This window comes from Aquirufa sp. 5-AUSEE-100C1, assembly GCF_054558655.1.
Genome location: NZ_JBPXKO010000001.1, coordinates 671,167 through 698,166 on the forward strand (window position 1 = coordinate 671,167; position 27,000 = coordinate 698,166).

Consider the following 27,000-nt stretch of genomic DNA (forward strand, 5'->3'; position numbering starts at 1 on the left):
CTCATACAAATCTAATAAAAATCCGTTAAACCTCTATGTCTGTACAATTAGCCGGTGGAATTCTTGCCATCTATTTTGGCCTACTTCTAGTCATTTCGTACATCACTTCGCGCGGGGCGGATACCAACGACTTTTTTACGGCGAACCGACAGTCCCCTTGGTGGCTAGTTGCTTTCGGAATGATTGGTACATCCATTTCCGGATTGACCTTTATTTCGGTGCCCGGTGCCGTTGGAAAGACCTATTTCACCTACTACCAAGTCATCTTAGGGCATTCATTGGGCTATCTGACGATTGCATTGGTTTTGATGCCGCTCTATTACCGACTGAATTTGATTTCCATTTATGGCTATCTAGAGACTCGTTTCGGATTTTGGGCTTATAAAACGGGCTCTGCCTTTTTCTTATTATCACGAACAATCGGCTCGGCGGCACGCTTGTATTTAGCAGTTAATGTCCTTCAAATAGCGATTTTTGAGCCGATTGGCGTCCCATTTGTATTGACCGTTTTCATTTCGATTGCGCTGATTTGGCTTTACACACATCGTGGTGGGGTTAAGACGATTATATGGACAGATACCTTACAAACCTTGTTTTTATTGGTTGCGCTCTTTATTACGATTGTTTTGGTGGGCCAACAAATGAATATGGGAATTGGGGATATGATCCAAACGATCGAAAAAAGCCCCTATTCACACATGTTTGAGTGGGATTGGAAGCACCCCCATTTCTTTGGAAAAGACTTTTTGGCTGGAGTGTTTATTGCTATTGTGATGACGGGTTTGGATCAAGATTTGATGCAAAAGAATTTAACATGTAAATCGATTGGGGAAGCTCAAAAGAACATGTTTTGGTTCTATTGGGTGCTTTTGTTTATCAATTTATTATTCCTGGCACTTGGAGCGTTATTATACATTTACGCACAAACGAATCAGATTGCAATTCCAGCAAAAACAGATGAATTATATCCTTTGTTGGCTTTGGGTGGAAATTTCGGAACCTTGGCGGCCGTAACCTTTTTATTGGGAATCATTGCAGCATCGTATGCGAGCTCTGATTCGGCGTTAACGGCTCTGACAACCTCATTTTGTATAGATTTCTTGCGTATTGAGAAATTCCAAGAAGCCAAACGAAACAAAATCAAACACCGTGTCCATATTGGATTTTCTGTGTTATTCTTCATCGTAATCGGATTGTTCCATGTCTTTAATAACCAAGAATTAATCGGGGCTGTCTTTAATTTGGCAGGATACACCTACGGACCTTTGTTGGGCCTATTTGCCTTTGGATTATTCACAAAAACAGCGATCAAAGACCGTTATGTCCCATTAGTTTGCGTGGCCTCTCCGATCATTACTTTTATTTTGGAGACGCAATCACAAGCCTTATTTGGCGGTTTTGGATTTGCGAAATTAATCTTGAACGGGGCGATTTGTTACTTGCTACTTTGGAGTATTCGGGAAAAGGCTAAAATTTAATCGCGTTTCGGAAGGCGAAATAAACGACGTCCTTCCCTGGCCCTGAGTCTTTCAAGTAGTTACCTGCCTTGCAGAATCCCAATTCGGCTTGAAAGAAATAATGTTTCGTAGGAACATAGTTGACATCCAACGCATATATGTCACAGATACCAGTCTGATCAGACACCGCATCTAATTTTAGGGGACGTAAAGGAGACATATTTGGCGTAAAAATACCATCGGCTTTGCTCGTTCGATTGACGATAGAGGCTCGAGCGGTGGCCAACCATTTAGTTCCTGCCTGATAGCGTAAATAAGGACTTAGATTTAGCGTGTTGGTGATATTCAGGGCAACCGTTTGCCCAAAAGGCGGTCGGGCATATAACGTATTGAATGTATTCAATTGTTGATCGGTCGTGGATTCATCTCCGGGAACATAATTTCCGCTAAATCCCACATAGACGTGCTTCTTCGCTTCAAAATTTAAATCCCATACCAGCATCCAAGCCGAAATATCCAGCGAATTAAATCGCCCCCATTGGTGTGCAAATTCAACATCGTAATTAATTTGTTGGAGAGGAGAATAGACATGTAAGCCGGCCGTGTGCCTTTGTTCGAACCCTTTTTTGAAGACATATTCACGCTGGGTGCTTTCAAGGAAAAAATAATAGGCATCGAGATTCAATTTTGAATACAAACGTGGCTTAATCCAATAGGAACCTAAAAATACCTCGTTGGCAAGGCCGTCATCCAGATAGCCGGGAAGCATTCGAATGGGTTTCACGATAAAAGGGTGCAATTGGCTCTTGGGTAAATTCCAAATGGCATGTAATCCAAGAAAATTTTGACGGGTATTGGGTCCTTCACGCGATGCAATAAAGCGTTCTTGCCCGTATAGCATCTCTTGCTTGCCCAATCGAACTCGCATTTTTTTAATGGGCTCAAACTCAACGAACAATTGATGAATGGAAAGAAGATTTTGATCTACTTGGGAAACTATGGGATTGGGATTGAGAAATCGAGCTGTATTGTTTACTTGGGCAAATAATCGCAAGGATTGTTTGTACCTAAGATCTGCATGCAACATGATTCGGTGCATCCACTGGTGCGGACTCTCTTCGGTAAAGGAAGCTGGAAATTGCCCAAAATTCGCATGGGTATAATTTTGGTACTGTTCACGCCATTCCCCCCCAATACTGATGTTGACATCATTAGTTAGGGACATAAATTTCAAACGCTCATCCCAAGATTTATGTGAGGTATCCTTTTTAAGGTAGGAAAAGTCATCATCAGCACGTAATCGAGCAATGTTTTGAGCATCGAGCGAATGAACGATGCAAAAAATGAAGACGAAAACAACAGACTTTTTAAACAAGACTAAGATTAACAATGAGTTCTTAAAGGTACCGACAATTGCCTAAAAATAAAAAAGGCACCTAGGGGCTCCTATCCTGCTTTTGTGTGATAATTAACTGATTATCAAAACCTTTCACCAATCAATCAGTTTACTTACAATAATTTATAAAAATATTCATATTTATGTCGGCAGCGCGATTTGACTTAGCGATTATTGGAGCTGGTGCGGCGGGTTTACAGCTATTGTATGAATATTATCAAGTTCCGGCTCATGCGAACGCGAAGGTTTTAGTAATCGATTCAGGTGATCGAACCAAAAAAAGCTGGTGCTTCTGGGCTGAATCAGGTAGAGAGTCCTTTCCTTTTCTAATTGAAAAATCCTGGCCTAAAATAACCTTTCGTTCCAGTGAAAACATAACACAAACGGAAACAATTGGTCCGATGTCCTATCACTTTATCTCGTCTACCAATTATTATCGGTATTTTTTTGAACAATTTATTCCACAACATCCTCAAATCACGGTCGTACAAGGATGGGTGGATGAATTAGTTGAATCAGCGGAAAATGTATCAATAAATTTGCGCGAAGGAGGAAATTACGCAGCTAAACGCGTGGCAGATTCTAGAATAAAAGCTTCGCCTTGCGCGATCCAACAGCATTTTTGGGGGAAATTTATCGAGTTTGAGAAAGAAATTTTGGATGATACAGCGGTAACGCTGATGGATTTTAGTCAAAAACAATCGCAGGATCAATTTACAGCCTTCCATTACATTCTACCCTTTGACAAAAAGCGCGCGTTGATTGAAACGACTGTTTTCAGTAAGTCAGGCTATGATCAGGCTAGTTATGATCATAGTTGGAACGAATATATGTCGGCCAATTACCCTAATCAAAAATACAAAATCCTTGATACGGAAGTTGGCACCATCCCCATGTGTCTAACGACCCACAAGGCAAACAATGACTCCTTAATCTTTCAGATCGGCACTGCGGGTGGGCAGGTTAAGGCGTCGACGGGTTACGCATTTACCCGAATGCATCGAGATGCGAAGCATCGGGTGATGAATCAGGTTTCCAAACGAAGTGCTCGATTTGCGTTCTATGATTCCATTCTCCTACACATGATTCACTCGGAGAATCATGTGATTCCCAACGTGATGGACCAATTATTTCAAAAGACTTCTTTTGGAAAGATTTTACGTTTTTTAGATGAAAAAACGAGCCTTTGGGAGGAAATCGTGCTATTCAGCCGCCTCAATATTCCTTTGTTTTTAAAGCATTTATTCCAAAGTATACAATGACACGCTTATACACTTCCGGGGGAATAGTGGCCAGTATGCTCTATATGCTACTAAGTTTCATTTTAGTGGACCTGAAACACCTCGATCTACTATTTGGTGCCTTGATGCTCATCCTCCTTGGAATTCCACATGGCGCAGTTGATCATTTAGTGGCACAGCGACTTGCTGAACAAAAAAAAGAAAAATTTAAGCTAGCGCTTTTTATCATCAAGTATTTAGGCATTATGTTGGCCTATGGTGTTTGTTGGCATTTCTTCCCCGAATTATCCTTTATTTTATTTATCGGCATTTCCATTTTCCATTTTGGTGATATTGAAAGTAGCGCTACCTATTCACCCATTACAACGAATGGAGAATATATCCTACAAATTGTTCGCTCTAGCTTTTTGGGGCTCGGTATCTTAGGATTTATATTGACAAGTCACCGGGAGGAAGTCAATGCGGTTTTGGCTCATTTACCTATGGGTTCCACCTATCGTTTGGGTAACATTTCCACCTATTATTTCCTGGGAATGATGTTATTGGGCTTTCAAAGGGAACATTTCGCTTACTTTATCAATACACTGCTTACATTGATCATTGGAATGTATATCCCCTTAATTCCTGCCTTCATGTGTTATTTTGGGGCATGTCATGCTACCTATAGCCTTCGTGTCTTGAGTGAATCCTTGCAAATGACATTTGGCCAACTATATCAAAAACTTCTACCCCTTAGCCTAGTCGCAATCATCCTGGGAATCGGGTATATTTCATTTGTCGATTCCGAAAAATGGTTGGCTCATGCCTTTATTTTTTTATCGATTCTCACCTTACCCCATTTTTTTTTAATGCACCAAATCGCGCATAGAACGCATAATTAAGGCACTATTGTAAAATTTTAATTTTTTTTTAAACTTTTTTAAGTACATTCAAAACAAATTATTGATTATCAGAGTTTTACATTTATCATTAAAATCTTATTTAATTATTTTTCAATTTAAACGCTTACTATTATGGAAACATTAAACATTTTATTGAATGGTACGCTAGCGGCCGGAGATTACATCGGATTTACCTTCTTTACAGGGTATATGTCCATGCTTGCAGCATCTATCTTCTTCATCGTTGAGAGAGGCACAGTGAATGACAAGTGGAAAACATCTTTATTGATTTCTGCTTTGATCACCTTTATTGCTGCAGTACATTATTTTTACATGCGTGGTGTATGGTTAGAGACGCATGAATCACCCACTCAATTCCGTTACATTGACTGGACTTTAACGGTTCCATTGATGTGTATTGAGTATTTCTTAATCTTAAAGCCAGCTGGTGCAAAGACAGGTATGCTAACTCGTTTGATCTTTGGATCAGTTGTTATGTTGGTAGCAGGTTACATCGGTGAGGCTGTTGTACCTGAGCAAAACGTAATGTGGGGAATCATCTCAACATTGGGTTGGGCGGTAATCATTTACGAAATCTACGCAGGAGAGGCATCTAAATTAGCTGCATCATCTGATAACGAGCACGTAAAATCAGGTTACAAAGTAATGCGTTGGTTCACATTAGTAGGTTGGGCAATCTATCCAATCGGCTACATGATGTTGCCAGGCAACTTGTTGAGCAGCATGTCAGGTAACATTGACTTAGCTTACAACATTGCGGATGCCATCAACAAAATCGGTTTCGGTTTAGTTGTATACAGCATCGCAAAAGGAGCTTCTGCAGCGAAAGCATAAGGATTCTTTCCTCGATTAAAAAAGAGGGCCCTCAGCGAGGGTCCTCTTTTTTATTCAATAGACAAAAACAAAAAAACCACTCGCCCTGAGTGGTTTTTTGCCTACCGAAGTAGTCCGTACGGGAATCGAACCCGTGTTTCATCCGTGAAAGGGACGTGTCCTAACCCCTAGACGAACGGACCATTATTTATTTTGGTGGCACAAAGGTAGACTTTTCCCGTTTAAATACAAACTACCTCCTCAAAAAAAAGCGTATTTTTTTCTAATTAATTTTCGCTATTTTAGCCTTATCATTGAAACTGAACCCCTTATGGCCATTGTAAAACCCTTTTCTAAACTGACCGATTTTGATGTGGCGCTCTTCCTAAATGGCAAGCACACACGGCTTTACGAGAAATTAGGGGCCTTCGAATTGGAACATGAGGGAGAGATCGGAACCTTCTTTGCGGTTTGGGCTCCCAACGCAGACGCGGTTCATGTCATCGGAAATTTCAATTTTTGGGATAAATTTTCACACCCGCTCCTAAAACGCTGGGACAGCTCCGGCATTTGGGAAGGTTTTATCCCCGGCGTTCGCAACGGGGAAACCTATAAATACGGCATACAAGCCAAATCAGGCGAATACCTGGAGAAATTAGACCCCATGGGCCTTTTCTGCGAGACACCGCCCAAAACAGCCAGTATCGTTTGGTCGACCTACAAAGAATGGAATGATGCTCCCTGGATGCAAAACCGACATGCCATAAACGCATTGGATGCACCAATGTCGGTATATGAAGTACATTTAGGCTCTTGGCAAAAGACACTCGATGACCAATATTTAAGCTACGACGATTTCGCAGATAAACTCGTTTCCTATGTCAAAGAAATGAATTTCACCCACGTGGAATTCATGCCAGTCATGGAACACCCATATGCTCCCTCTTGGGGATATCAAATCACAGGCTACTTCGCTCCTTCCTCTCGCTTCGGCGATCCGCAAGGATTCATGCGACTCGTGGAACGATTCCATCAAGAAGGCATCGGGGTGCTCCTCGACTGGGTTCCTTCCCACTTCCCAGGTGACGCACATGGTTTAAAAGACTTTGACGGGACACCTATTTATGAACATCCGGATCCGAGGAAGGGCTATCACCCAGACTGGAAATCCTATATCTTCGACTACGGTCGGACCGAAGTGCGCAGTTTCCTATTGTCCAACGCTGCCTTCTGGTTGGATCGCTACCACGTCGACGGACTACGCGTAGACGCCGTGGCATCCATGCTTTACTTGGATTATTCTCGTAATGACGGCGAATGGATTCCTAACGAGTTTGGCGGAAACCATAATTTAGATACGATATCCTTTTTGCAGGACCTGAACGTACACATGTACGGCGAATTCCCTGATATTCAAATCATTGCCGAAGAATCTACCTCATTTAATGGCGTAACCAAAACTGTTTTTATGGGTGGCTTAGGATTTGGCCAAAAATGGATGATGGGCTGGATGAACGATACCCTTCGTTTCTTTCAGAAAGATCCGATTTATCGCCAGCACCACCTGAATGAATTGACTTTCTCATTGATCTATGCCTTCACGGAGAACTTCTGCCTCCCCCTATCCCACGATGAGGTGGTTTATGGCAAGAACTCCTTATTGAATAAAATGCCAGGAGATGATTGGCAAAAATTTGCCAACCTACGTCTCTTATTCGCAGAGCAATTCACGCATCCCGGCACGAAGTTAATCTTCCAAGGAGGTGAATTTGGCCAAAGAGAAGAATGGAACCACAGCGTTAGCTTGGATTGGCATTTAACCGAACATGCCTCACACAAAGGGATTCAAGAGACCATGAAGGCCTTGAATAAGCTATATCGCGAGGAACCGGCCTTGTACAAAAAACAGTTCTCGCATGAGACGTTTGAGTGGCTAGAATCCAATGACCAAGGAAATTCCGTGATTAGTTTCCTACGTAAAGGCGAAAAAACCAAGGATCAAATCATCGTTATCCTTAATCTGACCCCTGCCCCTCGCGAGGATTACCGCATCGGTGTACCTTTGCCGGGTGTTTGGAAGGTGTTGTTTAATTCGGATAAGGGCGTTTTTGGTGGGTCCGACTACCCTACTTCCGGCGCAGCGATGACCGAAGAATATGGTTGGCACGGCAAGGCATTCTCTATTTCCGTAAACCTTCCTCCCCTTTCTTGCCTCATCCTAAAGGCTTAAATACAAATAGGCAGAAACAATAAAGACTCAGAAAAATTCCGAGCCTTTATTCAATCCGCCTAAGTAGTATTTGTATAATCAAGCCCTTTTGAGCCCTTTTAAATCAATATTGTACACAAAAATACTACTATATTTCAATTTTCGAAATATTCAGCGGAAAATTTATACTTTTCGAATAATTAATGTTTCTTGGCCAAGATATCTTCCATATCGGAAAGCTCCACCTCTAGCGCTTTCGTCGAGATCGTAATCTCCCAGGCACTCAGCATTAAAGCCACGCTCATACCTAAGAGTGCAATTCCAAAGAACCATCGAGCGACCATCTGCATTTCAAAAAAGATAAAAAACATGCAGATAACACTCAAAATCAGACTAACGATGGCGATGATTTGCATGTTCTGAATCAACTTCATTCGTAGTCGGAGATTTTCAATTTGTTTTAAAATCGAATCGTCCGGATTCTGTTGGAACTTCTCATGCAAGCCCCGAATCAAAGAAGCCATGGACATGAAACGATTGGTGAATGCAATCATCAACAAAGAAACCGTTGAGAACAATAATGCCGGGGTACCTATGCCTAATTCCATCTTACTTAATATAATATTCGTCTAAATACATAGCCATTTCTTCCTGAACCTTCTTCGCTTCACGCTTTGCATCCACGGCTGGATTATCTCCCGCGTAAATAATTCCCCGGGATGAATTGACCAAAAGTCCCACACGCGAATTCATCGCATACCTCGCTACATCCTCCAAACTACCTCCTTGCGCACCGACACCCGGTACCAAGAAGAAATTATCCGGCGCAATCTCTCGAACTTTTTGCAGGAAATCTGAACGAGTCGCTCCGATCACAAACATCATTTGCTCCGGCGTTCCCCAGGTCTGCGCTAAACGCATCACACGCTCATACATCGGAATGTAATCCTCCGATTTCGTCATTTGGAAATCAAGACCACCCGGATTCGAAGTCATGGCCAACAAAATCACCCACTTATCCTCAAATCGCAAGAAAGGCTCCACCGAATCATGACCCATATAGGGTGCTACCGTTACAGAATCAAAATTCAATCCCGCCGAATTCGGGTCAAAAAAAGTCTGCGCATACATGTAGGCCGTATTCCCAATATCCCCACGTTTCGCATCCGCGATGGTGAAAATATCTTTTGGAATGTATTCCATCGTCTTCTGAAGACTCTCCCAACCTTTGGGCCCAAATGCCTCATAGAAGGCAATGTTTGGCTTATAAGCAACTGCATAATCTGCTGTGGCATCAATCACTGCCTTGTTGAAAGCAAATACCGGATCCGCCTCTTTTTGAAAGGAAGACGGGATTAATTTGGGGTCCGTATCCAAGCCCACGCATAGAAATGAGCGCTTATTTTCAATATGCTTAACTAATTCATTTGAATTCATGCTGAATTGGGAGAAAGGCTTTGTATTAATGCCTAAATATCGATAATTTTGGCACAAATTAAGGCCTTTCCAAGGTCAAATCAAACAAAGGAATTTAATTTCTATGCAATTCATCCAGCACGAGCTACCCGGCATCATTGAATATATACCTACCAAATTTCACGACGACCGGGGGCATTTTTACGAATCCTACAACCAAACTCGTTTTGCGGCCAATGGAATCACCGAAAATTTCGTGCAAGACAATTATTCTTTCTCTACCGCTGGTGTAATCCGGGGCCTACATTTTCAAAAAGATCCCCATGGACAAGGCAAACTTGTTCGTTGCATGACAGGTAAAGTATTGGATGTGGTGGTGGATTTGCGAAAAAGCTCACCTACCTTTGGCCAACATGGTAAGTACATCCTAGACGCTGAAATAGGCAATATGCTTTACGTTCCGGTCGGTTTTGCTCACGGTTTTGTGGCGCTTACCGAAACCATTTTCGTTTATAAGTGTACCGATTTTTGGAACAAAGAAGCAGAATCAGGAATTCGCTGGAATGATCCTACCTTAAACATCCAATGGGGCGTGGAAAACCCAATTGTATCGGATAAAGACCAAATTTTACCGCTATTTGATTCAAACGAAACAATATTTAAGTAAAATTCATACCTTTGCATCAATGACTCGCAAGCTGATTCTATCAAGCCCACTACTGGAAATAACCATCTCCCGGTTATGCCAAGAGCTCATTGAAAATCAAATCAAAGATACCGAAACCGTTATTCTAGGCCTACAGCCGCGTGGAATCTATTTCGCGGAACGCATCGCGAACGAACTCGGTAAACAATTAAACACCTCCTTTCCCGTGGGTCGATTAGACGCCACCTTCTTTCGTGACGACTACCGCAGACGCGATACCATCGCACCAAACTCCACCGATATTTCTTTCTTAATTGAGAATAAGCGCGTGATTTTAGTGGATGATGTATTAGCAACGGGGCGGATGGTACGCGCGGCATTGGATGCCATGAATTCATTTGGCAGACCCGCAAAAGTTGAACTATGTGTCTTAATCGACCGCATATATAACCGAGATCTTCCCATTAATGCCGACTACGTAGGCAAGAGTGTCAATACACTCCCAACCGAAAAAGTGCTCGTCGAGTGGAAAGAACAAGGACATGAAGCAGATAAAATTTGGTTAATCACCCAATAACAATATGTTGAAATCGCCACACTTATTAGGAATCAAAGATTTAGATGAAGAATCTATTCACCTAATCGTTAAAACGGCCAAAGAATTTAAAGAAGTTCTCAACCGACCGATTAAAAAAGTTCCTTCTTTGCGTGATGTTACGATTGCCAATGTATTTTTTGAAAACTCCACCCGTACCCGTTTATCCTTCGAACTAGCCGAAAAGCGTTTATCAGCCGATACCATTAATTTTTCTGCCTCTGGAAGTTCAGTCAAAAAAGGAGAAACCTTGTTAGACACCGTGAATAACATCCTCGCGATGAAAGTGGATATGATTGTCATGCGCCACGCGAGCCCAGGTGCTCCGCATTATTTAGCGAAACACATCAAGGCAAATATCGTCAATGCCGGCGACGGAACGCATGAGCACCCGACGCAAGCCTTATTGGACACCTATTCACTCCAAGAAAAATTAGGGGACCTAGCGGGTAAAAACATCGCGATTATCGGAGATATCCTCCACTCGCGAGTAGCCCTTTCGAATATCTATGCCCTGAAGAAACAAGGCGCCAATGTTCGTCTCTGCGGACCAAGCACCTTAATTCCCAAGCATATTCAATCCTTGGGCGTCGAAGTATCCCACGACGTAAAAAGCACACTCGAATGGTGTGATGCAGCGAATGTGTTGCGGATTCAATTGGAGCGCCAACAAATCAAATACTTCCCAAGTCTTCGCGAATATTCCCAATTCTTTGGAATCACACGACAGATGTTGGAGGAATTGCCAAAAGAAATCGTTTTGATGCACCCCGGACCGATTAACCGAGGCGTGGAATTAAGCTCAGATGCCGCTGATTCACCCCATTCCATTATCCTAGACCAGGTAGAAAATGGCGTGGCTGTCCGTATGGCAGTTCTTTACCTACTCGCTTCTCGAAGCTAATAATTCTTGATAAGATTGGAACAGTGAATCTCCTGAGATTTGATTTCCACAGGCATAATGCTGCAAGGGACAGGATTTCTTCCCATGGTCACCGCAAGGCCGACAAATCAAGTCTTTTACTTCAATAATCCGATTCCAGTCCGCTAATGGCCCAAAACCAAAAGAAGGTATCGTGGAACAGAATACCGCGACCGTCGGCGTGTTCACCGCGGAACAGAAATGCATGGGTCCTGAGTCATTCACGTATGACATCAAGGACTGTTGGAAAATCCGTATCGCATCCACCAAACCATGTTTCCCCGCCTCATTGAAAATTCGATGGTTCGGGCAGGCTTGTGCAATCTCATTCGATAGAACAACTTCATTCGGCGCACCCATCAAAACCACCACTTGGTTCTCGGGTAAAAGCTTGATGAAATCGACCCAAACGCGAACGGGGAGTCGTTTTGTCTCCCAAACGGAACCCGGAGAAATGCAAATATATTGCTTCGACTCTAGACCATCCGGCAAAGAATTTTCTTTCGGATTTAAGAAGGGTTTATAGACTTTAGGACCTAACCAAGACATTAATAAATCGGTATTGCGTTCGGTCTCGTGTTTTCCCGTTCCCCACTCATGGTGCACCTTTTCAGTAAATAACCAAGACAATGGATTTTTGTCGAATCCAATTACCTTTTTGGCTCCGATACACACACTCAATAAACCCATTCCGAAGAAACGCTGAGCAACAAAGACCTGATCAAAATGTTCCTTTTGAAACTGTCCTCTTAACGCACGCCAAGAGGCCCATTTTTGCTTTTTATCATAGGTCCACACCTTGGCTAGGTTTGTATGCGGATAGGCCTGAAAAATGGATTCGTTGCCCTTGCGGACTAATAAGTGTATGGAAGATTCCGGGGATTCGATGCGGATTTTATCCAACAAAGAGCTGATCAAAATGGCATCCCCCAAGAAGGCCGTTTGAATAATCAGTACTTTGTTTGGGAAGGACATGAAAAATTTGTGCGTGATTCGGCATAAAATTAGTTAATTTTGAATTCTTTTGCGCAACGATTATTTATGAATTCAATTCAGTTGACAACTTTGAACAATGGGATAACGATTGTTCACCGACAAGTAATGCATACCGAAATTTCACATTTGGGTATCATGCTCGATATCGGTAGTCGGGATGAATTGGAAAACGAACAAGGATTAGCGCATTTTTGGGAGCATTTAGCCTTCAAGGGTACCCAAAAGAAGAATAACATGCAGATCATCAATCGCCTCGAGGTGATTGGAGGGGAATTGAATGCCTATACAACAAAGGAAAAGATCTGTTTCCATGCCTCGGTATTAAGCCCCTATTTTGAGCGCGCGCTGGAATTAATCACCGATATTACTTTTCATTCGACCTTTCCTGCGAAGGAATTAGAAAAGGAGCGCAGTGTCATATTGGAGGAGATGTCCATGTATTACGAGGCACCAGAAGATGCCATACAGGATGATTTTGACGAATTATTGTTTCCTGATCATTCTTTGGGAGTCAATATTCTTGGTACGCAAGAAACGGTCAATTCATTCAAGCAATCGGATTTGAATGCCTTTATCGCTCGAAACATGGATACAAGTCGGATCGTTATTTCGTCCATCGGCAAACATTCCCATGATAAGGTTTTCAAGTGGGCCGAGAAGCATTTAGGCCATATACCAGCCAAACGCAATCAAGTAAAGCGGATACTCCCTCCGGCGATGAAACCGATGGAACGAATTACCAAAAGAGGCCTGAATCAATCGCATGTGGCCTTGGGTCGTCAATCTTATGCGATTAAGCACCCCGACCGCTTGGCCTTTTTTATGTTGATCAATTTATTGGGTGGCCCATCGATGAATTCGCTCTTGAATGTTTCGATCCGCGAAAAAAGAGGCTTGGTCTATTCGATCGAAGCCAATTTTACGTCTTATGTGGATTCCGGCTTTTGGGCGATTTATTTTGGTACTGAATCCAATCAGGTTAACAAGTCGGTCAAATTGATTCACAAGGAATTCGAAAAATTGCAAGACCGCGCGATGAGTCCTGCGCAACTGTTGAAGATTAAATCGCAGTTGAAGGGACAAATGGCCATGGCTGAGGAAAGCAATTTGAACTTCATGTTGATGATGGCCAAAAGCCTCCTAGACCGTGAGAAAATCGAAACCTTGGACGAGATATTCGAGCAAATCGATCTCGTTTCCTCGGAGCAATTACAGCGATTAGCTCAAGAAATGTTGCAGGCCGACCAATTGAGCTGCTTGATCTTTGAACCTTAGTCCCGTGCATCTTTACCTGCATATCCCTTACTGTCATCAAGCTTGTCACTATTGTGATTTCCATTTCTCCACCAAGATGGATGGAAAAGCAGCCATGGTGGATGCGATGATACAGGAAATAAGCTTACGTAAAGACTATTTAGGAGGACCAAAACTGAATACCATCTATTTGGGTGGAGGAACCCCCTCCACACTCAGCGAGAACGAAATAAGTCGGCTTTTTGAGGCCATCCACCAACATTTCGAAGTAAACCCTGATGCGGAAATCACCTTGGAAGCGAATCCGGAGGACTTAACCAGGGATTATCTGACACATTTGAAAGAATTAGGTGTGAACCGATTAAGCATCGGGATTCAGTCTTTTGATGACGAAAACCTTCGCTATTTGAATCGGAATCATGATGCCAAACAATCGTTACAAGCCATTCGTGATGCACAAGAAATTGGAATTTCAAATATCAGCATCGATATCATCTATGGTATTCCAGGCAATGAGTTGATTCTTCTCAAAAGCGATTTAAACCAAGCGATTGCGACGGGAGCCCAACATATATCAGCATATAGTTTGACGATTGAGCCCAAAACGGTATTTGGACATCGCTTGAAGAAAGGTGAAATACAGGAAATACCTGAACAAAACATGGCATCCTGTTTTGAGTTTACGCACGAATACTTGGAAAAAAATGGATACATCGCCTACGAGACCTCCAACTTTTCAAAGCCGGGGTTTGAATCCAAGCATAATTCTAGCTATTGGCGGCAGGAATCCTACTTAGGAATTGGACCGGCGGCACATAGTTTTAATCAGGTGAGCAGGCAATGGAATGTGGCGAATAATGCCAAATACACGAAACAAATCAACGCAGGCATAATTCCGTCGGAGGTAGAAAGCTTAAGCCCTGAAAATCAAATTAATGAGTACATCATGACCCAATTACGAACGCATTGGGGCGTGGATTTGAGTTATCTAATTGAAAAGTTCCAAGCAATTCAAGTACCATTTCCGGAGAATGAAATCCAAGATTGGGTAAAAAAAGGATTAGCTGAAATACGAAATGGTCAATTGGTCTTGGTGGGCAAAGGCAAGCTGATCGCAGATGGACTGGCGGCACAACTATTCATTATATAGGTTGGAGGTAAGAAGTTAGAGGTTACGTTCTTAGTTCTTAATTCTTAATTCTTAGTTCTTAGTTCCTGGTTCTTACCTCTACAGAAACTTAAGTCCAATTTGGGAAGCTACATTCTTTTCGTAGAAACGCATGAATTCGGCTTTAAATGCGGGACTATCAACTATTTCTATATGTTGCAATAATCCTAAGATCCAGCCAACTAAAGGGTCTACGCGTAACAAATTCATTTGAATTCGAAAAGGTCTTGCGTGTTCATTTTCATCTAATTTTTCGATCATAGGTACCAATTTCGAGAAATGTAAAGAAAACAAAATAAAGGCCTTTAAATCCATTCGTAAGTCCAAATATTTGAGTTCCTCTTGATTAAGTAAAAAACCAAATGGATCTCGCTCAATCTTAAATTTGTCGAGTTTCAATTCTTTGGGAGCCTTTTCCTTCAACTTCTCAATACCATCCATCCGTTCAAGCTTAAACACTTTTAAAATATTAGCACCCTCCAAATCAATCGCATATATTTCCAAATTCTCTAAGTTGAACGAAATAGGAACAACCAAGCGGTCTGCAATGACTCCAGAATTAATACTTTTGTATCCCTTTATACGCATTTGAACAGGATTTTTCGACTTGTTAATATGCGTTTCACACCAATCCATCAAATCCAAGGTACGTTTAGGAATCAAATCTTCCTTTTTACGCCGCTCCTGGTAAATACGCAACAATTTTGCCTGAGTCATTAATCGTAAATCAGGATCTGTAATGTCTCCTGCTGAAAAATAGAGGGCCTGCGCTTCGATGGAATTTAATTCTACCGATTTAAATGCTGATTTTTTCTTGATTGAATAATGATCGCCACGAATTAACTCAATCCCCCACTTATTTTCAATTAAATCCAAGTGTCGAAAAATCGTCCTTCGCTTATCCGTATCTACATGATCCCCTCCTCCATATAACTTCTCTAAACTAATCATGGATACCGGAGCTTCGGCTTCCAACAAATAAACCAACAGATTTAAAACTTTTTCTTGGGTAGGCTGCGCCTTGATGATTTTCGATTTTCGTTTAGATTCCTTCATGGTAAGAATAAATAATAGCTAGATACCAAATTAGCTCCAATCACATAAAATAATCACATCAATGACAAAAATTACAAAAATATCAATGCCATTAAATTCAGTCATTCAAAACAAAAAACGGTCTAAATATATCCAAAAATGACTTTTTCATTGACAAAAATCAACATACAATTCTATTGGTTGCCAAAAAAAATACTGGAAATCAAATGCATATTCTGGCTAATTTAAAGACTAAACTAAAATCCTTAACAAGAACGCTATTTGACTTAATGCTTATTTCTTATTTTTGCTACTCATCACAGGTACCCAATCATGGCTAAACGAGTCGACTTTAAAAACACCAACCTAAATACTACTCGAACCAATAAATTCGACCGTTTGAACAAGCCCCCCAAAAAAGGCAAAAAATCAATCCTGAGTATCATTGGAAGGGTGTTATTATATATTTGGATAAGTACTATCGTGGCAGTGGTTGTTTTTAAATTTGTCCCAGTTTACTTCACTCCAACGATGGCATCAAGAAAAATCGATGCCCTGATTGAGGGTGAGCCAAGCAAAATTCACAGCCAATGGTCATCGCTTGATGAAATAGATCGGAATTGTGCATTAGCTGTGATTGCATCTGAAGACCAATTATTCCTTGAGCACAGCGGGTTTGACTTTGATGCAATGACTACAGCAATTGTAAAAAACCAAAAAGGGAAAAGGATTAAGGGAGCCAGTACCATTTCCCAACAAGTCGCCAAAAATGTATTCCTCTGGCAAGATCGCTCCTATTTCAGAAAAGCGCTTGAAGCATATTTCACCGTTTTGATCGAGCTAATTTGGGGAAAAGAACGAATTCTTGAAGTGTATTTGAATGTGGCAGAAACGGGCAAAATGACTTTTGGTGTCGAAGAAGCTTGTCGTCGCTACTATGGCCATACCGCCGCCGAAGTGAGTACAACGGAAGCCGCACGCATCGCAGCATGCTTACCCAACCCCATCCGATTCTCCATTAAAAACCCATCGGGTTATGTGAGCAAACGTACCTCATTTATCAAAAGGCAAATGTCTGCCTTGGGTGGCAAGAAATTCCTCAAAAACCTATAATAATTCGGCAGATGGATCCCAGAAATGATCCTTAAACTGAATGATATGATCATTCTTCACCTGAATTCCTTCGGATTGCAAGAGTTCTTGCATGCGATCGCCACCAAAGAAATTCTTGCCAGTTAAAACTCCATTACGATTCACAACACGATGAGCAGGTACGTCCGATAAGGCATGGGAAGCATTCATCGCCCAGCCGACCATTCGAGCTCCCCCCTTCATCCCTAAATAGGCCGCAATCGCCCCATAGGACGACACACGACCCCGTGGTATCTCACGAACCACCTGATATATCAAATCAAATGCATTCGAATCAGCCATTAATCTTGCTTCCTTTCTTCAATTTCACGTTCCAATTCGGCATACCACTTAGTTCCAAACTTGCGAATCAAAGGATCTTTCAAGAATTTATAAACAGGAACTCCTAATTCTTTGCCATGGGAACATGCATCCGAACAAATTGTCCATCGCTCATAGTTAATTGCCTGGTATTCAGCTAATTTTTGAATTCGAATGGGATACAAATGGCAGGAAATTGGCTTTCGAAAATCTGTTTTCCCGGCAAAATAAGCCTGCTCAATGCCACATTTAAGGTATCCTTTATTATCGTAAATCGCATATACACATTCACGCCCCTGAATAATAGGTGTAGAATAATCCCCGTCGGGCTCTAAAATGTAATTTCCTTGTTTAGCGATTTCGGCTAAACCGTCTTCCGATAAAAATGGTCGAATTTCCTCCTGAATACGATCCAGAATCGATAATTCGTCCGTTTCTAATGGTGCACCTAAATCCCCTTCCACACAACAAGCACCCTTACACTTTGTTAAATCACACACAAAAAACTCATCGGCAACATCTTCGCTGATTACAGTATCGTCTATTAATATCATGTCAAGTTCAAATTTCTACAAAGGTATAGCTTAATCTAGGAAGCGCAATAAAAAGAGAGGCCTTCCGTTAAATGAAATATTTTGGTAATTTTGTCTTATATCATTTTGAAATCCCGCTTGAAAAAATCCTTCATTTTACTATTATTTACTTTATCTGTTGGAAATCTTTGGGCGTCCCCATCTATTCCTGACACGATATCGATCGGGAATGTTCGGGTTTCCATACACTCATCAGCGAAGCCAATTCTCGAAAAAGAAATTGCCATGTTGGGCATCAATAAGAAGTATGTTGCCTCTCAGGTAGATAAAATGCGACTCTATTTTCCAGTGATGGAACCCATTTTAGCGAATGGAAATATCCCATTGGATTTCAAATACTTGAGTGTCCAAGAAAGTTCATTGAATCCCAATGCCGTATCCACCTCAAATGCAGTAGGATATTGGCAATTTAAAGCAGAAACGGCTAAGGACGTCGGCCTAAAGGTAAATGATGAAATTGATGAAAGACGTCACATCATGGAGGCAACCAAAGGTGCGGTTAATTACTTAAATCGAAATAATGGTGTGCTGCGCAATTGGGTCAGCACCTTACTCTCCTATCGCGTCGGTTTAGGCACGCTCAAAAAACTGCCTTATGCAGTTAATTGGGCAGATAAAACGGTTATTGAAGTAGATTCATCGACCGATTGGTATGTTTTACGTTTCTTGGCCTACAAGGAGTTCTGGTCTGAAAAAATGGCGAGCTTACCCATCACGAATGATAGTACTAACCTAATTACCTACCAAGGAAGCAAAGGGAAGAACTTATATGAACTTTCTGATGAACTTCAGGTAAATTATGATGAATTAAAACGATACAATGCCTGGGTATTAAAAGATTGGATACCTGAGGATAAAAACTACACCGTTTATCACCCATCCAATATCAAACCTTATGTTCGACTAGAGCCCAAACATGAGGAACCTATTTTCACCGCATCTGTCGATTCAACCAAGTTATATACACCCACTAAGTCCATAAAAACGAAAAATAAGGAAATCCTAAGCGATCAATTTGAGGTTCGAAATCATACTGTTGTCGCCGGTGAAAGTCTAAGTAGCATTGCCGCGAAATACGAAATGAAATTAGCCGACTTACTTCACTTGAATAACCTAAATATGTCCAGCATGGTAACTATTGGACAAAAAATAAAAGTGAATCGAAGAGTACCAATGCTTGAAATCATCTCCCAAAAATTGGATGAAAAAAGCAAAAATGAGCCTCAGAGACCTACACCACCAGTAACTGAAGTAGATATAAAAGTAGAGGAAGAAGAGGTTCGCAAAATTTCTTCAAAAGAAACGGAAAAATCATTCTACATTGCCCCGGCAGAATCCCGTGAGATCATTATCAAATCGGAAACAAAAACAGACGAGCCGATCACCGTAAACGTTCAGAAAGCAGAACCTCAAAAGGAAGAACCTGTTGTCGAAAAACAAGTATCAAAACCGACAGAGCCTGTTTTCTACATTCATGAAGTAGAACCTGGGGACACGCTATTTAAATTAGCCAGAGTTTATCAGGTGAGTGTGGATGATTTAGTTCGCTGGAATAATTTGGGAAAAAACCCAACAATCAAGGTGGGGCAAAAAATCAAATTGAAACCCTAATTAGATTACTCGTAGCATGTAAAGCCCATCGCGTAAGGGCAAAAGCATTTTCTCAACACGAGAGTCATCCAAACACTTTTGATTGAACTCACGAAGGGCCTTCGTTGATTTATCGTTGGCCTTCTCGTCAACAATCTTACCACTCCACAACACATTATCCACCAAGATCAATCCTCCCGGTCGCATCTTCTCAATGATCAAATCGAAATATCGGGCATAATTACGCTTATCTGCGTCAATAAATACTAAATCGATCGGTCCATTAATATTCACTAATTCCAATTGTGCATCGGCAATTCGATAATCTATTTGTTTGGCATAGGGCGATCGATCAAAAAAAGACCGTGTAAACGTCTCCAATTCCTCGTTGATATCAATCGTAATCAATTGACCTTCAGGCCTTAAACCTTCTGCTAAACACAACGCTGAATAACCCGTATAGGTACCGATTTCAACGATCAATTGAGGTGAAATCAGTTTCGAAAGCATCGATAAAAAACGACCCTGTAAATGTCCGGACAACATCCGAGGCTGTAAAATACGGGCATGCGTTTCTCGATCAAGGGATTGTAATAAGTCAGAAGGTACATCCGAAAAAAGACGCGAATACTCCTCGATGGCCTCGTCGATGAATTCCATTATTTTATTCCCGTGTAAAAGAAGTCCAAAGATTCAGCCGGCTTTTCACTCAAAAAGTAATCATCCACCTGAATGGAATTGACTAACTCATTACTCGATTTTGAGATAGCTAATCGACTCAAACGATTCGCGATATCGTAAGGAACCTGTAACCAAGTACGCGGTAAACGATATTGTAAATTGAAAATATCAAATCTTGTAATTTTCTTGACTGATTTCTTATTCGCCTCATAATAGTCCATGACCTTTTCATTACCATGAACCCCCTGCATAATTACCTCAGAGAAGTATTTCTTCATCAAATCCCCTAATTCATTAGCCAAATACTCACGCACGTGCCAAGGATTACGCGTTAAAGAAAAATCACGATTTACCGTTGTTAAATATAGTTTACCTCCAGGTTTCAAAACACGAGCCGCCTCTTGCAAAAAAAAAGCATCATTTTCGATATGCTCGATTACTTGAAAAGTAATCACGAAATCGAAATGATTATCCGGCAAATCCTTTAGTGGCGGCAGAAACATATCGATGAATTTGAAATCAGGATATTGGGCCGATAAGCTTGTCATCAATTCCGTATTCTTATCAACTCCTGTGTAGGCACTTACCTTGTCCGCCAAAACAGCTACACCACGTCCCGTTCCACAACCAATTTCAAGCACATTTCCACTGACCAAAGAACTGACGTGTTGGTAAGGAAACAATAAACGTTGGTGAACAGGATTATCTGATGGAATTTCAGACGAGGCAATTTCAGTAGTTTTGTACATGTAAGGTAAATTTGTAACAAAGTTAAAATTTTTAAGTCAGAATCAGTAATTTGAGGCATGCTTTCCTTATTCCCCATTTCCTCCGAACAAAATCTCTTGCCATACGATGGTGAGGTATTTTACCATGCCGATTTCTTTAGCTCTCCACAGAGCCAAGATTTTCTAAGAATCTTAACAGATGAAATTCCATGGAAGCATGACGAAGTGGTCATCTTCGGAAAAGTGATTCAAACCCGACGGAAAGTAGCATGGTATGCGAATGATGCGAAACCCTATACCTATTCCGGACGTACCAAAATCGGTGAAGCATGGACTCCTACCCTCTTAATCATCAAAAATGCCATAGAAGCGAAGGCCAACGTATCGTTTAACGGCTGCTTGATGAACTATTACCACGATGGGAACGATGGGGCTAATTGGCACGCCGATGACGAAAAATCGATCCTGCCCAACTCGTGTATCGCTTCCATAAGCCTGGGAGCGCCTCGTAAATTTGAATTCAAGCATAAGCAGACTCAGGAAAAAGTGAGCCTTAAACTGGCTCCGGGAAGCCTATTGTTGATGCAAGGAACCACCCAAACACATTGGATTCACCAATTGCCCAAATCAAAAAAAATCACTGAACCACGGCTTAATTTGACATTCAGACAGATGATTTAAAAAAAAATGCCGACCTTCGTGTCAAATTTACAGCAATCAACGTGTCAGAAGAAAACGAATCAAGACAGCCTTTCAAGCGCCCATTTAGACATTTTACAAGTCCCAAAACCGAAAACAAAGAGTTCGTTTTCGGGGTACAATCCGTATTGGAAACGCTACGATCAGGAAAAGAAATCGACCGTTTACTTGTACAGAGGGAATTAGGGAATACCGAAATCTTGGATTTGGCACGTGAGAAGGGAATCCAGGTTCAAAAGGTTCCTTTGGAAAAACTGAATCGAATTACGCGCAAGAATCACCAAGGCGCCATCGCTTTCGTTTCTGCTATCCATTACGCCAAATTGGAAAATGTGATTGCTGATACCTTTGAAAAAGGCCAAACTCCATTTATTCTGATATTAGATCGAATCACCGACGTGCGTAATTTTGGTGCAATTGCCCGTACAGCAGAATGTGCAGGTGTGCATGCCATTGTTATTCCTGCCCGCGGCGCTGCACAAATCAATGGAGACGCGATGAAAACATCATCGGGTGCGCTGAACTTCATACCGGTTTGTCGGGAAGATAGCCTTTTACAGACCATTGATTACCTTCAAAACGCGGGACTAAAAGTCGTAGCTTGTACCGAAAAAGGGCGAAGTTCTGTGTATGCAGTGGATTACAGCGGGCCCGTTGCCATCATCATGGGATCGGAAGAAGATGGTATCTCCGACGAGCTTATACGTAAATCGGACGATTTAGCTGTTATCCCACAAAGTGGCCAGGTCGGTTCTTTAAACGTATCTGTGGCGGCAGGTGTTGTGATATTCGAAACCGTACGCCAACGAAGCATTTAATTTTTACGTAAGATTTGTGTTGCCGAAGCCTGCGCTTTCGGCAAAATCGTCACGTCGGCAATATTCACATGTGCCGGCGCCATCACGACATAGCGAATTAAATCGGCAATATCTTCCGCCACCAATGGTTCAAAGCCTGCATATACGGCATCGGCTCGTTCCTGATCCCCTTTAAAGCGAACTGCGGAGAAATCTGTATTGACTGCCCCGGGTGCCACGTTTGAAACCTTAATTCCATGCACATTTAAATCTTGTCGCATACCTTGAGAAAGCGCCTCAACAGCCGCTTTGGAGGCACAATACACATTTCCATTCGGATATACTTGCTTGCCCGCAATCGAAGATAAATTAATGATATGTCCCGAAGCCCTCGCAATCATACCGGGAATGACCATTCGAGATACATTTAATAAACCATCTACATTGCTATGCATCATGGCATCCCAGTCGGCCACGTCCCCATCTTGTATCGCACTCATGCCATGCGCATTACCCGCATTATTGACTAAGACATCAATGGGTTGCCATTCAGCAGGCAAGGATTGAAAGGCAGACTCAACGGCCTTTCGGTCGCGTACATCAAACGATAATATATAAGAAGCTTTAGCTAATTCAGACTGAAGAGCTTCAAGCCGCTCTTTCCGACGGCCGCATAAGATCAATTGAAAACCTTCGGCAGCTAATGCTTTTGCAGTCGCTAAACCAATTCCCGAACTCGCTCCAGTAATGCATGCAATATGATTCATCATAAAATATTTTCTCGAAGGTAATGCCTTCGAGGTGTTCTAAAAAATTTGAACGAACTTTGTCCTAAATATTTATAACACATGAACTTCTTAATTGTTGGCCTTGGCAATATCGGACCCGAATATCTTTTTACTCGCCATAACATTGGATTTATGGCTTTGGACTATTTGGCCAAAGAAAAATCAATTCAATTCAGTCAGGATCGTTTGGGTGCTATCAGTTCCTACAAATTAAAGGGGCATACCATTTATTTGTTAAAACCGAGCACTTTCATGAATTTAAGCGGTAAAGCCGTTAATTATTGGAGCCAGCAATTAAAAATTGAAAAAGAGCGCCTATTGATTCTCACCGACGATATTGCCCTTCCGTTTGAAACACTCCGTTTAAAACCCAAAGGATCGAGTGGTGGCCATAATGGCCTCAAAAGCATTGAAGAAACCTTATCTTCGCAAGAGTATGCCAGATTGCGCATGGGAATCGGGGCGGATTTCGCAAAAGGAAGACAGGCTGAATTTGTATTAAGTAACTTTTCCGAAGATGAAATTGGACTAATCCCATTCATTCTAAATCGATCCAATGAAATCATTGATTCATTTTGCATACAAGGTATCCAGCAAACAATGAACAAATACAACCAATGATTGTACTTTTTAAAGAATTTTATAATTTTTCCTAAATTTAACAATTAGAATTATCCAAAAGATTTACAAATGTAATCCAAATATTATTTGGTATTTAAACAAAATATATCTTGATAATTCTGAAATTAAAATAAAAATCGAAAAATATTTAATTTTTGATTTAAAAATTGTCCAAAAGCAAGTTTTGTTATATTAAAAAAATGCAATAATTTTGCATCGTTGATTTAGTTAATAAATATAACAAATTTATGAAAAAGCAATTTTTAATGGTTAGCGTTTTAGTAGGACTAAGCCTAACAGCAACAGCGGTAAAAGCGAGCGGAACGGCATCAAATGTAGATGCGTCGACAACAGTATTGTCACACAAAAAAGAAACCCTTTCTGAAGTTATTCAGTCATTGATAAAAAAAGATTTTGTAGGAGCTAACGCCTCTACATCAGCAAGTTTAACAATTTCGATTTTAGAGAATTACCAAAACAACCAGTCGGCTTATTTAAAAGCTAGCAAAGCAGAACAAGTTCTATTCAACAAGACGGTTCAGGCAATTGTTAATCAAGGAACTGGTGCAGCGGACGAAAAAACGAATGTTTGGGTGAAAGAAATCAATAAATCTGCGAAAGCAATCAATGCGATTTGGTCTGTTTTGGCCACTGAACCAAAAATTGATGCAGATTTTTCAAACGATACAGAACAAAAAGAAGATTTGATCGTTGTATTTCCAAATTAGATTGTAAGTAGTTTTCATAGTTAAATAGGTTTAGAGGTAATCAAAAAAGGCGCTGTTTCTAACGACGCCTTTTTTATTTTTTTTGCATTAAACTCATATTATTTAAAGAAAACATCTATATTTGTATAAATTTTCATAGTTAAATAGGTTTAGAGGTTAAACAAATAAGGCCAGAAGTTTCTTCTGGCCTTATTTTTATTTAAGCTCAATCGGTTAACTAATCGATGCCCCATTCCAAACTGCTTTGCTTGGCTGCAAAAATGCCAAACTTCCATCGGCATCCTCTGCCATCAAGATCATTCCCTCACTCTCCTGCCCCATAATCTTACGAGGAGCCAAATTGGCCAGGAAACAAACTTGTCGGCCAACCACATCCGCCGGCTCGAAATACTCCGCAATCCCACTTAAAATAACGCGCTCCTTCTGACCATCATGAACAGCCAATTTCAAAAGCTTCTTACTCTTTTCAACCTTTTCTGCGGCAGTGATTTGACCCACGCGAATATCCATCTTTGTGAATGAATCAAAGTCAATGGTATCCTTAATCGGGCTTACTTGCTTATTTGCCAATTCCATTTCAGCCTTGGTTTGTTTTAATTTATCTACTTGTGCCTGAATAACATCATCCTCCAACTTCTCAAATAATAATCCGGGATTAGCCAATTTACTACCCGCAGCTATCAACTCAAAATTCCCGATTGTCGACCAATCAGCTTCCTGCAATCCTAAGGCTAAGCGCAATTTAGCCGCCGTAAATGGAATAAATGGTTCCAAAGCAACCGATGCATGCGCAACCAACTGCACCGCATAGTTCAAGACAGTACTTGCCTTTGCTCGATCTTCCTTGATAATCTTCCAAGGCTCCGCATCCGCTAAATATTTATTCCCGATACGTGCAATTTCCATCGCCAACACCAAGGCATCCCGGAATTTATAATGGGCCAAAGCTGCCTCTAACTTAGCTGGAATATCCGCTAAAGAACGCTTCACCTCTTCTTCTAAGCCAGTACCTTCAGCTTTATCAGGGACAATTCCTTCGAAATTCTTTTCGATCAATACAAAAGCACGATTGACAAAATTCCCTAAAATGGCAACGAGCTCGGAATTGTTTTTCGTTTGAAAATCAGCCCAAGTAAAATCGGCATCCTTCGTTTCAGGACTCGATGCAGTTAAAGCATATCGTAAAACATCCTGTTTCCCCGGAAAATCCTGTAAATATTCGTGCAACCAAACTGCCCAATTACGCGATGTGGAAATCTTATCCCCCTCTAAATTCATGAATTCATTGGCGGGAACTTGATCGGCTATTTGAAACTCTCCATGTGCCATGCACATCGCCGGGAATATTAAACAATGGAATACAATGTTGTCCTTCCCGATAAAATGCACGATCCGACTATCCTTTGCCTTCCAATACTTCTCCCAATCCGGTGTTAGTTGGCTCGTCATCGAAATATATCCGATGGGCGCATCAAACCACACATATAGCACTTTGCCGTCCGTATCGGGCAAGGGAATAGGAACTCCCCAGTTTAAATCGCGGGTCATGGCACGAGGACGTAAACCATCTTGCAACCAGGACTTAACTTGCCCGCTGACATTCGACTTCCACTCAGGATGCGAATTCACATATTTCTCGAGTTCACCCTGCCAATGATCCAATGGCAAAAACCAGTTCTTGGTTTCTTTTAAAATAGGTGATGCACCGCTCAACGAGGACTTCGGATTAATTAGTTCCGTAGGTGACAAGGATGAACCACATTTCTCGCATTGATCCCCATAGGCCCCAGGCTGATGGCATTTAGGGCATTCGCCTGTAATGTAACGATCTGCTAAAAATTGGTCAGCCGCCTCGTCATAATATTGCTCAGTAACCTCTTCAATAAACTTACCGTTGTTATATAAATGCAAGAAAAAATCTTGAGACATCTTGTGATGCACTGGGTCAGAGGTACGTCCATAGATATCAAAAGAAATACCAAATTGCTTAAACGAAGATTTGATATTGGTATAATAGTAATCCACTACCTCCTGCGGTGTTTTCCCCTCTTTCTGTGCCTTAATTGTGATGGGCACTCCATGCTCATCCGTCCCCGAAACAAAAATCACATCCTGTTTCTTTAAACGTAAATAACGCACATAAATATCTGCTGGCAAATAACATCCGGCCAAATGACCAATGTGAATGGGACCATTCGCATAAATCAAGGCTGCTGTTACAGTTGTCCGTGAAAACTCCGACATACAATTCAATTAAAATGAAGTACAAAAAT

General features: G+C 41.3%; 27 protein-coding genes and 1 tRNA gene. 16 read left to right on the top strand and 12 right to left on the bottom strand.

Annotation, left to right across the window (positions count from 1 at the left end; all coding sequences use genetic code 11):
• Positions 1–35: 35 nt before the first annotated feature.
• Positions 36–1,478 carry a sodium:solute symporter gene (locus ACMH5P_RS02945; protein ID WP_459492817.1) on the top strand — a complete coding sequence of 481 codons (1,443 nt, stop codon included), beginning with the start codon at positions 36–38 and terminating at the stop codon, positions 1,476–1,478.
• Here the strand turns inward: ACMH5P_RS02945 and ACMH5P_RS02950 are convergent.
• The gene (locus ACMH5P_RS02950; protein WP_459492818.1) at positions 1,468–2,832 is read right to left on the bottom strand and encodes an alginate export family protein; all 1,365 of its coding nucleotides are present in this window, start codon (positions 2,830–2,832) and stop codon (positions 1,468–1,470) included. The genes ACMH5P_RS02945 and ACMH5P_RS02950 overlap by 11 nt on opposite strands.
• A gap of 164 nt (positions 2,833–2,996) precedes the next feature.
• On the opposite strand from ACMH5P_RS02950, the gene ACMH5P_RS02955 reads away from it, so the two are divergent.
• The 3 genes from ACMH5P_RS02955 to ACMH5P_RS02965 all read left to right on the top strand — a co-directional run bounded on the left by ACMH5P_RS02955 (position 2,997) and on the right by ACMH5P_RS02965 (position 5,830).
• Positions 2,997–4,115: a lycopene cyclase family protein gene (locus tag ACMH5P_RS02955; RefSeq protein WP_459492819.1), complete on the top strand. Its 1,119-nt coding sequence runs from the start codon at positions 2,997–2,999 to the stop codon at positions 4,113–4,115.
• Positions 4,112–4,975 carry a Brp/Blh family beta-carotene 15,15'-dioxygenase gene (locus ACMH5P_RS02960; RefSeq protein WP_459492820.1) on the top strand — a complete coding sequence of 288 codons (864 nt, stop codon included), beginning with the start codon at positions 4,112–4,114 and terminating at the stop codon, positions 4,973–4,975. Before ACMH5P_RS02955 ends, ACMH5P_RS02960 begins: the two co-directional genes overlap by 4 nt.
• A gap of 132 nt (positions 4,976–5,107) precedes the next feature.
• Positions 5,108–5,830: a bacteriorhodopsin-like gene (locus tag ACMH5P_RS02965; RefSeq protein WP_459492821.1), complete on the top strand. Its 723-nt coding sequence runs from the start codon at positions 5,108–5,110 to the stop codon at positions 5,828–5,830.
• A gap of 110 nt (positions 5,831–5,940) precedes the next feature.
• Here ACMH5P_RS02965 and ACMH5P_RS02970 read toward each other — a convergent pair.
• Positions 5,941–6,012: transfer RNA gene (locus ACMH5P_RS02970), tRNA-Glu, on the bottom strand.
• Positions 6,013–6,140: 128 nt separating this feature from the next.
• Here ACMH5P_RS02970 and glgB point away from each other — a divergent pair.
• A complete protein-coding gene (glgB, locus tag ACMH5P_RS02975) occupies positions 6,141–8,039 on the top strand; it encodes a 1,4-alpha-glucan branching protein GlgB (protein ID WP_459492822.1) in 1,899 nt (632 codons plus the stop codon).
• A gap of 179 nt (positions 8,040–8,218) precedes the next feature.
• On the opposite strand, the gene ACMH5P_RS02980 is transcribed toward glgB, so the two are convergent.
• Positions 8,219–8,626 (bottom strand): DUF2721 domain-containing protein, encoded by a 408-nt coding sequence (locus ACMH5P_RS02980; protein ID WP_459492823.1) that lies wholly within the window; start codon positions 8,624–8,626, stop codon positions 8,219–8,221.
• A 1-nt stretch (position 8,627) separates the two neighbouring features.
• Positions 8,628–9,455: an orotidine-5'-phosphate decarboxylase gene (gene pyrF / locus ACMH5P_RS02985; protein ID WP_459492824.1), complete on the bottom strand. Its 828-nt coding sequence runs from the start codon at positions 9,453–9,455 to the stop codon at positions 8,628–8,630.
• 103 nt (positions 9,456–9,558) lie between these two features.
• On the opposite strand from pyrF, the gene rfbC reads away from it, so the two are divergent.
• Genes rfbC through ACMH5P_RS03000 form a run of 3 tightly spaced genes read left to right on the top strand, consistent with a single transcriptional unit; the run spans position 9,559 to position 11,579 of the window.
• Entirely contained in the window at positions 9,559–10,101 is a 543-nt protein-coding gene (gene rfbC / locus ACMH5P_RS02990; RefSeq protein WP_459492825.1) for a dTDP-4-dehydrorhamnose 3,5-epimerase, read from the top strand.
• 19 nt (positions 10,102–10,120) lie between these two features.
• Entirely contained in the window at positions 10,121–10,657 is a 537-nt protein-coding gene (gene pyrR / locus ACMH5P_RS02995; RefSeq protein ID WP_459492826.1) for a bifunctional pyr operon transcriptional regulator/uracil phosphoribosyltransferase PyrR, read from the top strand.
• Positions 10,658–10,661: 4 nt separating this feature from the next.
• Positions 10,662–11,579, top strand: a complete 918-nt coding sequence (locus ACMH5P_RS03000; RefSeq protein WP_459492827.1) for an aspartate carbamoyltransferase catalytic subunit — start codon at positions 10,662–10,664, stop codon at positions 11,577–11,579.
• On the opposite strand, the gene ACMH5P_RS03005 is transcribed toward ACMH5P_RS03000, so the two are convergent.
• Positions 11,559–12,572, bottom strand: coding sequence for a glycosyltransferase family 9 protein (locus tag ACMH5P_RS03005; protein ID WP_459492828.1), 1,014 nt, complete (start codon positions 12,570–12,572; stop codon positions 11,559–11,561). The genes ACMH5P_RS03000 and ACMH5P_RS03005 overlap by 21 nt on opposite strands.
• Before the next feature lie 66 nt (positions 12,573–12,638).
• Here ACMH5P_RS03005 and ACMH5P_RS03010 point away from each other — a divergent pair, with 66 nt between their 5' ends.
• Positions 12,639–13,868 (top strand): M16 family metallopeptidase, encoded by a 1,230-nt coding sequence (locus ACMH5P_RS03010; RefSeq protein ID WP_459492829.1) that lies wholly within the window; start codon positions 12,639–12,641, stop codon positions 13,866–13,868.
• Positions 13,858–14,997, top strand: coding sequence for a radical SAM family heme chaperone HemW (gene hemW, locus ACMH5P_RS03015; RefSeq protein ID WP_459492830.1), 1,140 nt, complete (start codon positions 13,858–13,860; stop codon positions 14,995–14,997). Before ACMH5P_RS03010 ends, hemW begins: the two co-directional genes overlap by 11 nt.
• Before the next feature lie 78 nt (positions 14,998–15,075).
• Here the strand turns inward: hemW and ACMH5P_RS03020 are convergent, their stop codons facing one another.
• On the bottom strand, positions 15,076–16,071 hold the full coding sequence (locus ACMH5P_RS03020; RefSeq protein ID WP_459492831.1) for a WYL domain-containing transcriptional factor: 996 nt from the start codon (positions 16,069–16,071) through the stop codon (positions 15,076–15,078).
• A 312-nt stretch (positions 16,072–16,383) separates the two neighbouring features.
• On the opposite strand from ACMH5P_RS03020, the gene mtgA reads away from it, so the two are divergent.
• Complete coding sequence (mtgA, locus tag ACMH5P_RS03025; protein WP_459492832.1) at positions 16,384–17,163, top strand: monofunctional biosynthetic peptidoglycan transglycosylase; 780 nt, start codon at positions 16,384–16,386, stop codon at positions 17,161–17,163.
• Here the strand turns inward: mtgA and ACMH5P_RS03030 are convergent.
• Both ACMH5P_RS03030 and ACMH5P_RS03035 read right to left on the bottom strand, forming a co-directional pair.
• Positions 17,158–17,484 carry an MGMT family protein gene (locus ACMH5P_RS03030; RefSeq protein ID WP_459492833.1) on the bottom strand — a complete coding sequence of 109 codons (327 nt, stop codon included), beginning with the start codon at positions 17,482–17,484 and terminating at the stop codon, positions 17,158–17,160. The genes mtgA and ACMH5P_RS03030 overlap by 6 nt on opposite strands.
• Positions 17,484–18,056 (bottom strand): DUF3109 family protein, encoded by a 573-nt coding sequence (locus ACMH5P_RS03035; RefSeq protein ID WP_459492834.1) that lies wholly within the window; start codon positions 18,054–18,056, stop codon positions 17,484–17,486. The genes ACMH5P_RS03030 and ACMH5P_RS03035 overlap by 1 nt, the downstream gene beginning before the upstream one ends.
• 90 nt (positions 18,057–18,146) lie before the next feature.
• Here ACMH5P_RS03035 and ACMH5P_RS03040 point away from each other — a divergent pair, with 90 nt between their 5' ends.
• Entirely contained in the window at positions 18,147–19,706 is a 1,560-nt protein-coding gene (locus ACMH5P_RS03040; RefSeq protein ID WP_459492835.1) for a LysM peptidoglycan-binding domain-containing protein, read from the top strand.
• Here ACMH5P_RS03040 and ACMH5P_RS03045 read toward each other — a convergent pair whose 3' ends face one another.
• Both ACMH5P_RS03045 and ACMH5P_RS03050 read right to left on the bottom strand, forming a co-directional pair.
• Positions 19,707–20,345 carry an O-methyltransferase gene (locus ACMH5P_RS03045; protein ID WP_459492836.1) on the bottom strand — a complete coding sequence of 213 codons (639 nt, stop codon included), beginning with the start codon at positions 20,343–20,345 and terminating at the stop codon, positions 19,707–19,709. It lies immediately after the preceding gene.
• Positions 20,345–21,115: a class I SAM-dependent methyltransferase gene (locus ACMH5P_RS03050; protein ID WP_459492837.1), complete on the bottom strand. Its 771-nt coding sequence runs from the start codon at positions 21,113–21,115 to the stop codon at positions 20,345–20,347. The genes ACMH5P_RS03045 and ACMH5P_RS03050 overlap by 1 nt, the downstream gene beginning before the upstream one ends.
• A 57-nt stretch (positions 21,116–21,172) precedes the next feature.
• Between ACMH5P_RS03050 and ACMH5P_RS03055 the strand changes: the two genes are divergently transcribed.
• Together ACMH5P_RS03055 and rlmB are read left to right on the top strand one after the other, a co-directional pair.
• Positions 21,173–21,775 carry an alpha-ketoglutarate-dependent dioxygenase AlkB family protein gene (locus tag ACMH5P_RS03055; protein WP_459492838.1) on the top strand — a complete coding sequence of 201 codons (603 nt, stop codon included), beginning with the start codon at positions 21,173–21,175 and terminating at the stop codon, positions 21,773–21,775.
• 41 nt (positions 21,776–21,816) lie between these two features.
• Positions 21,817–22,611: a 23S rRNA (guanosine(2251)-2'-O)-methyltransferase RlmB gene (rlmB, locus tag ACMH5P_RS03060; protein ID WP_459492839.1), complete on the top strand. Its 795-nt coding sequence runs from the start codon at positions 21,817–21,819 to the stop codon at positions 22,609–22,611.
• Here rlmB and ACMH5P_RS03065 read toward each other — a convergent pair.
• Positions 22,608–23,357: an SDR family NAD(P)-dependent oxidoreductase gene (locus ACMH5P_RS03065; RefSeq protein ID WP_459492994.1), complete on the bottom strand. Its 750-nt coding sequence runs from the start codon at positions 23,355–23,357 to the stop codon at positions 22,608–22,610. The two genes, rlmB and ACMH5P_RS03065, sit on opposite strands and share 4 nt — an antisense overlap.
• An 81-nt stretch (positions 23,358–23,438) precedes the next feature.
• On the opposite strand from ACMH5P_RS03065, the gene pth reads away from it, so the two are divergent.
• Together pth and ACMH5P_RS03075 are read left to right on the top strand one after the other, a co-directional pair.
• Entirely contained in the window at positions 23,439–23,999 is a 561-nt protein-coding gene (gene pth, locus ACMH5P_RS03070) for an aminoacyl-tRNA hydrolase (RefSeq protein ID WP_459492840.1), read from the top strand.
• A gap of 248 nt (positions 24,000–24,247) precedes the next feature.
• Positions 24,248–24,727, top strand: coding sequence for a hypothetical protein (locus tag ACMH5P_RS03075; RefSeq protein ID WP_459492841.1), 480 nt, complete (start codon positions 24,248–24,250; stop codon positions 24,725–24,727).
• Positions 24,728–24,940: 213 nt separating this feature from the next.
• On the opposite strand, the gene metG is transcribed toward ACMH5P_RS03075, so the two are convergent.
• Complete coding sequence (metG, locus tag ACMH5P_RS03080) at positions 24,941–26,971, bottom strand: methionine--tRNA ligase (protein WP_459492842.1); 2,031 nt, start codon at positions 26,969–26,971, stop codon at positions 24,941–24,943.
• Positions 26,972–27,000: the final 29 nt, after the last annotated feature.